This window comes from Vibrio sp. R11-SG3-ISO3-SZ, assembly GCF_059834345.1.
On sequence record NZ_JCBDGX010000136.1, the window covers coordinates 1 to 6,108 of the forward strand.

General features: G+C 50.0%; 7 protein-coding genes. 2 read left to right on the forward strand and 5 right to left on the reverse strand.

Going from position 1 to position 6,108, the window contains the following annotated elements:
- Nucleotides 1-52: 52 nt before the first annotated feature.
- The 5 genes from ychF to lolB all read right to left on the reverse strand — a co-directional run bounded on the left by ychF (nt 53) and on the right by lolB (nt 4,312).
- Nucleotides 53-1,144: a redox-regulated ATPase YchF gene (gene ychF, locus AC6R1O_RS15830; RefSeq protein WP_500657360.1), complete on the reverse strand. Its 1,092-nt coding sequence runs from the start codon at nt 1,142-1,144 to the stop codon at nt 53-55.
- Between the two features lie 10 nt (nt 1,145-1,154).
- The gene (gene pth, locus AC6R1O_RS15835; protein WP_334551178.1) at nt 1,155-1,745 is read right to left on the reverse strand and encodes an aminoacyl-tRNA hydrolase; all 591 of its coding nucleotides are present in this window, start codon (nt 1,743-1,745) and stop codon (nt 1,155-1,157) included.
- Nucleotides 1,746-1,855: 110 nt separating this feature from the next.
- Complete coding sequence (locus AC6R1O_RS15840; protein WP_038133791.1) at nt 1,856-2,800, reverse strand: ribose-phosphate pyrophosphokinase; 945 nt, start codon at nt 2,798-2,800, stop codon at nt 1,856-1,858.
- Between the two features lie 28 nt (nt 2,801-2,828).
- Nucleotides 2,829-3,701 (reverse strand): 4-(cytidine 5'-diphospho)-2-C-methyl-D-erythritol kinase, encoded by an 873-nt coding sequence (gene ispE, locus AC6R1O_RS15845; RefSeq protein WP_487903618.1) that lies wholly within the window; start codon nt 3,699-3,701, stop codon nt 2,829-2,831.
- On the reverse strand, nt 3,701-4,312 hold the full coding sequence (gene lolB / locus AC6R1O_RS15850) for a lipoprotein insertase outer membrane protein LolB (RefSeq protein ID WP_334551489.1): 612 nt from the start codon (nt 4,310-4,312) through the stop codon (nt 3,701-3,703). The genes ispE and lolB overlap by 1 nt, the downstream gene beginning before the upstream one ends.
- A gap of 163 nt (nt 4,313-4,475) precedes the next feature.
- On the opposite strand from lolB, the gene hemA reads away from it, so the two are divergent.
- Nucleotides 4,476-5,732 (forward strand): glutamyl-tRNA reductase, encoded by a 1,257-nt coding sequence (hemA, locus tag AC6R1O_RS15855; RefSeq protein ID WP_500657361.1) that lies wholly within the window; start codon nt 4,476-4,478, stop codon nt 5,730-5,732.
- A gap of 67 nt (nt 5,733-5,799) precedes the next feature.
- Nucleotides 5,800-6,108, forward strand: a 309-nt coding sequence (locus AC6R1O_RS15860; protein WP_500657362.1) for a PCRF domain-containing protein, incomplete at its 3' end; no start/stop codon positions are given.

A 6,108-nucleotide genomic window follows, 5' to 3' on the forward strand; every position in this document is an offset into this window, starting at 1 on the left:
ACAACAAAGCCAGCAGAGTTGCTGGCTTTTTAAGTCAATCACTTGCGCAATTTTATACGTTAAAGCGAAAGTGGATAACGTCACCATCTTTGACGATGTAGTCTTTGCCTTCTAGACGCCACTTACCGGCCTCTTTTGCACCGCTTTCACCGTTGAACTGGATGTAGTCGTCATAGCCGACAACTTCTGCGCGGATAAAGCCTTTTTCAAAGTCCGTGTGGATCTTACCTGCTGCTTGTGGGGCGGTTGCACCGACAGGGATAGTCCAAGCACGTACCTCTTTGACACCTGCGGTGAAGTAGGTGTGTAGGGTCAAAAGCTCGTAACCAGAGCGGATAACACGGTTTAGACCCGGTTCTTCAATGCCCATATCCGCCAAGAACTCTTCACGATCTTCGTCGTCGAGCTCAGAAAGCTCAGATTCGATCGCTGCGCAGACGGCCACAACCACGTTGTTTTCTTTTTGTGCGTACTCACGTACCGCATCCAGGTACGGGTTGTCCTCAAATCCGTCTTCGTTGACGTTCGCAATATACATGGTTGGCTTGAGCGTTAGGAAGTTGAGGTAACCAATGGCATCCAACTCTTCTTTCGACAACTCAACGGTACGCGCCATACCACCTTCGGTCAGTACTGGGAGTAGCTTCTCTAGGACGGTCAATTCGAATTTCGCGTCTTTGTCGCCGCCTTTGGCTTTTTTAGCGTTACGTTGAATGGCGCGCTCACATGAGTCTAAGTCCGCCATCGCCAGTTCAAGGTTAATGACTTCGATATCTTCGATTGGAGACACTTTACCCGCAACGTGAACGATGTTTTCATTTTCAAAACAGCGAACCACATGGCCAATGGCATCGGTTTCACGAATATTGGCAAGGAATTTATTTCCTAGACCTTCACCGCGAGATGCGCCTGCAACCAAGCCTGCGATATCAACAAACTCCATCGTGGTTGGAAGTATTCTTTGTGGGTTAACGATCTTTGCCAGTGCATCGAGACGAAGATCAGGCACAGGTACCACACCTGTGTTTGGTTCAATGGTACAGAACGGGAAGTTGGCTGCTTCAATACCCGCTTTAGTCAGTGCGTTAAACAGAGTTGATTTACCTACGTTAGGGAGACCAACGATGCCACATTTAAAACCCATGATAGTAACCTTATTCAGCTTTGAACGTGTGTAGACGGTTTTGAGCTTTCGCTAAGCCATCTTTTAAAAGGATGTCTAAACAGCGGACCGATTCATCGGCGGCTGCATCGAGCAGTTCTTGCTCTTTTGCTGGTGCTTTGCCAAGGACAAAACCAGCGACTTTGTCTTTGTGCCCAGGGTGACCAATGCCAATCCTGAGGCGATAGAAATCTTTGTTATTGCCAAGCTTGCTAATGGTGTCACGCAGGCCGTTGTGTCCACCGTGTCCACCGCCTTTTTTAAACTTGGCTACACCAGGTGGCAAGTCGAGCTCATCGTGTGCCACCATGATCTCTTCCGGTTTAATTTGGTAAAACTTTGCCATAGCGGCGACCGCTTTGCCGGAGAGATTCATAAAAGTGGTGGGGATCAGCAGGCGGAGATCTTGACCATTGATCAGTATGCGCCCGGTCATACCGAAGAATTTCGGTTCGTTCTTCAAGGTGACCGTGTGGATACGTGCGAGTTCTTCTACCACCCATGCGCCTGCATTATGGCGAGTTTTGGCGTATTCAGGCCCAGGATTGGCTAGGCCGACAAGAAGTTTGATCGGTTGAGTCAAGGTTAGGATCTCTCTTGCAATCTCAAAAAGCGCAGTATGATAGCACAATTTTATCGCCGCAATAAAAAAACACCCCGTAGGGTGTTTTTACATCGGAGCAAGGCGCGATATTAGTTGAACATCGCCGAGATAGACTCTTCATTGCTGATGCGGCGAATCGCTTCAGCCAGCATGCGAGATAGGCTTAGGCAGGTCACTTTACCGGTCGCTTCCATTTCTTTAGGTAGCGTGATCGAGTCAGTAACGATCACTTGGTCTAGCACTGAGTTACCAATGTTTTGTGCTGCGTTACCAGAGAAAACGGCGTGTGTCGCGTAAGCAAAGACACGTTTCGCGCCGCGCTCTTTTAGCGCTTCTGCTGCTTTACACAGTGTGCCGCCTGTATCGATCATGTCATCGACGATCACGCAGTCGCGACCTTCTACATCACCGATCAGGTTCATCACTTCAGAGACGTTGGCACGCGGACGACGCTTGTCAACGATAGCAATATCGATATCACCCAGTGCTTTTGCTGTTGCGCGAGCGCGAACAACACCGCCAAGGTCTGGAGAAACCACGACAGGGTTCTCTAGGCCGCGAGCCTGCATGTCTTCAAGCAGTACAGGTGTACCGAAGATATTATCAACAGGAACATCGAAGAAGCCTTGGATTTGCTCTGCATGTAGGTCGATAGTTAGAACGCGGTCAACACCGACGTTGGACAGGAAGTCAGCAACAACTTTTGCCGTAATTGGCACGCGAGCAGAACGTACGCGACGGTCTTGGCGAGCGTAACCAAAATAAGGGATAACTGCAGTAATACGGCCCGCTGAAGCGCGGCGCATTGCGTCAATCATCACTACAAGTTCCATTAGGTTGTCGTTGGTCGGTGCGCAGGTAGATTGGATGATGAAAACATCGCTACCACGAACGTTTTCGTTGATTTGTACAGCGACTTCGCCATCAGAAAAACGAGAAACAGTTGCGTCACCAAGGGAGATGTATAGACGATCAGCAATACGTTGGGCTAGTTCAGGTGTAGCGTTACCAGCAAATAGCTTCATATCAGGCACGGTGGAAACCTCAGGGTTGCGTCCAGTTTTAGATAGATTGTGTGTGGGCTAAGCGATACTTAGCCAAAGTCTCGTGTAAAGGCGAAATGTTTTTCCCTTGGGCTACAAAAGCCGAGACGGCGTCAGGTAATTTTTCGAAGACAGATTGTGCCGCATTTTTGCTCGAAAATTCGGCAAAAATGCACGATCCAGTCCCAGTCAATCTTGACGGCGCATATTGTAGCAGCCATGAAAGTTGCTTATCAACCTCTGGGTAAAGCATTCGAACAATTTTTTCGCAATCGTTTCCGTAAGGATCGGCGAGAAGGGTTGTCAGCGCTCGCTTTGGTGAATTTCTGCACAAATCTGGATGGGTGAATATATCCACCGTCGCAATGCTTACGGAGGGTTTGATAACTAAGTACCACTTTTCCTCTGGCGATGCCGGCGTTAGCTGCTCACCCACACCCTCAGCAAAGGCGGCAAAACCTCGGGTGAACACTGGGACATCTGCTCCTAGAGCCAATCCAATCTCGGCGAGAGCATCGTCGCTCAGTTCGGTTTGCCATAAGTGATTGAGCGCGACAAGCGTTGTTGCGGCGTTAGAGGAACCGCCGCCAATGCCACCGCCCATAGGTAAAATTTTGTTGAGTTCGATATGAGCGCCGAGTGGACATTGACTCGCACTTTTCAGTGCCATTGCCGCTTTCCAGATCAAATTGTCCTCTAGCGCAACGCCCTCGATAGCAGGTGAGAGCGTAATGTTTCCACTGTGATTGGCGGTGATGGTTAGCTCATCGCCATACTCAAGGAATTGAAACAGCGTCTGCAGTTCATGGTAACCATTGGCTCGTCGGCCTGTGATGTAGAGAAAGAGATTCAGTTTGGCCGGTGAGGGCCAAGTGGTGGTTTGGGTAATCATCAGTTCAGTGTCCAAGTCGAAATAATGATGTTGATGGTCGTGTCACCTTGGCGAAGGGCAATGCGTTGTGGTAACGGTGTGGGTAGCCCAGCGACGAGCACATCTTGATACCGTTGGTATTCCAACTGCCAGGTTTGGCCGCTGACCGTTTTGGTTAAGGTAGCGAGCGTGTTGGTTGGGTTGAGTGTGTAATCGTCGGCTTGCGTAGGGCGGCCCAATAGCCAGTCATGGAGATAATCAACGGGAATCGACAGACCGGTTAAGTGTTCAATCAGAGTTTGAGCACTCGGCGCTTGAAAGGTTTGCTCATCCATGGTCTCCACTTTGGCCATGGTGGGCGTGTCTTCTAGCAGTAACACGGTTTGGCCGAGGAAGGTGGTCAGCCTGAGGCGATTCGATTCACTGGCATGGTGCCACTGGAAATTGAGCGATTGTCTTTGGTCTGGGGCGATGTAGCCCAGCTTGCCATTGGCTCGGTATTGCTCGATGGCCGCAAGCTGTTGTTGATGAGTTTGCCACTGCACGTTGGTGGTGCTTTCCATCGTCGCACAGCCATTAAGTAACACAAGCGTCATAAGCGCAAGGATTAGGGGTCGCAAATAGAGCGTCATTGCTGATAATTTGTCCGTTTCTTCTGCTGCCATGGGCATCACTATATCATTGATATCACGAACTCATGAAAACATATCCTCAATGCCCTTTCATTAACTTGGGGCATAAAGTAAAATTCCGTCCTCATTTGTTAACTGCCTGATTCAGAGAACCTTCGAATACATGTCTTTGCTTGCTATAGGTATCAATCACAACACGGCCTCAGTGGAACTTCGTGAAAAAGTTGCCTTTGGACCGGAAAAGCTGCCTGAAGCACTCAAGCAACTGAGCGACAATGCCGCCGTCAATGGCAGCGTGATTGTCTCAACCTGTAACCGAACGGAAGTCTACTGCGATGTCAAACCCTCCGGTAAAAGCAAGCTTATTGAGTGGTTATCTCAGTTTCATCAGGTCAGCCCTGAAGAGTTAAAGCCCAGTTTATACATCCATGAAGAGCAGGCCGCTATCAAGCATCTGATGCGTGTTTCGTGCGGGTTAGACTCGCTTGTTTTGGGCGAGCCGCAAATTCTAGGTCAGGTGAAACAAGCGTATGCCGATTCGCGTGAACACCGCTCGGTGGACAGCGCGATGGAGAAGCTGTTTCAAAAAACCTTTTCCGTTGCCAAGCGCGTGCGCACAGAGACGGACATCGGCGGCCAAGCGGTCTCGGTTGCCTACGCCGCTTGTACGTTGGCGAAGCACATTTTCGAATCGCTTGAAGCCTCCACCGTGCTGTTGGTGGGCGCTGGCGAGACGATTGAACTGGTCGCTAAACACCTCTCTGCCAATGGTTGTAAAAAGATGATCGTGGCTAACCGCACCCGAGAGCGGGCCTTGCCACTGGCGCGCGAGTTTGGCGCTGAGATCATCAGTTTGCCCGAGATTCCAGAGCATCTTGGCCGAGCTGACATCGTGATCAGCTCGACGGCTAGCCCGTTACCGATTATCGGCAAAGGCATGGTGGAAAGTGCCATCAAGGCAAGACGTCACCGTCCTATGTTGTTTGTTGATATCGCCGTACCGCGTGATGTTGAATCTCAGGTCGGCGATTTGAGCGATGTGTACCTTTATACCGTCGATGATTTGCAGTCGATCATAGACAGCAACATCGAGCAGCGCAAAGTGGAAGCCATTCAAGCCGAAGCGATTGTCAGCGAAGAGAGCGCGGCGTTTATGTCTTCACTGCGCTCGTTGCAGGCGGTAGATAGCATCCGCGATTATCGCCGCAGCGCGAATGCCATTCGTGAAGAGTTGTTGGCGAAAAGCTTACAAGCACTGGCAACCGGTGCCGATCCTCAAAAACTGCTCCATGAACTCAGCAACAAATTGACCAACCGATTGATTCACGCTCCGACGCGCGCCATGCAAAGGGCTGCGGAGCAGGGCGAGCCTGCAAAGCTTGCTATCATTAGACAAAGTTTAGGCCTAGACGATAACTAGCGGATTCACTTTGCCGTGCCCGTACGTTATTGATTGTGCCCACTTACCCTATCTTGAGAAATACAGTATGAAACCCTCGATTCTAACTAAGCTAGAAACACTGGTTGAACGTTACGAAGAAGTTCAACACTTACTTGGCGATCCGGATGTGATCGGTAACCAAGATAAATTCCGTGCTCTGTCGAAAGAGTACTCGCAACTTGAAGAAGTCACTCAGTGTTTCCAAGCTTACCAACAAGCTCAAGAAGACTTAGTCGCGGCGCAAGATATGGCCAATGAAGACGACGAAGAGATGCGTGAAATGGCGCAAGAAGAGATTTCAGCGGCCAAAGACGCGATTGAGCGTCTAGAAGGGGAGCTGCAGATTCTACTGCTG

Coding starts and splice junctions, on each gene's coding strand:
- hemA (WP_500657361.1), top strand. CDS start 4,476: ATGTCTTTGCTTGCTATAGGTATCAATCACAACACGGCCTCAGTGGAA.
- ychF (WP_500657360.1), bottom strand. CDS start 1,144: ATGGGTTTTAAATGTGGCATCGTTGGTCTCCCTAACGTAGGTAAATCA.
- ispE (WP_487903618.1), bottom strand. CDS start 3,701: ATGATTACCCAAACCACCACTTGGCCCTCACCGGCCAAACTGAATCTC.
- lolB (WP_334551489.1), bottom strand. CDS start 4,312: ATGACGCTCTATTTGCGACCCCTAATCCTTGCGCTTATGACGCTTGTG.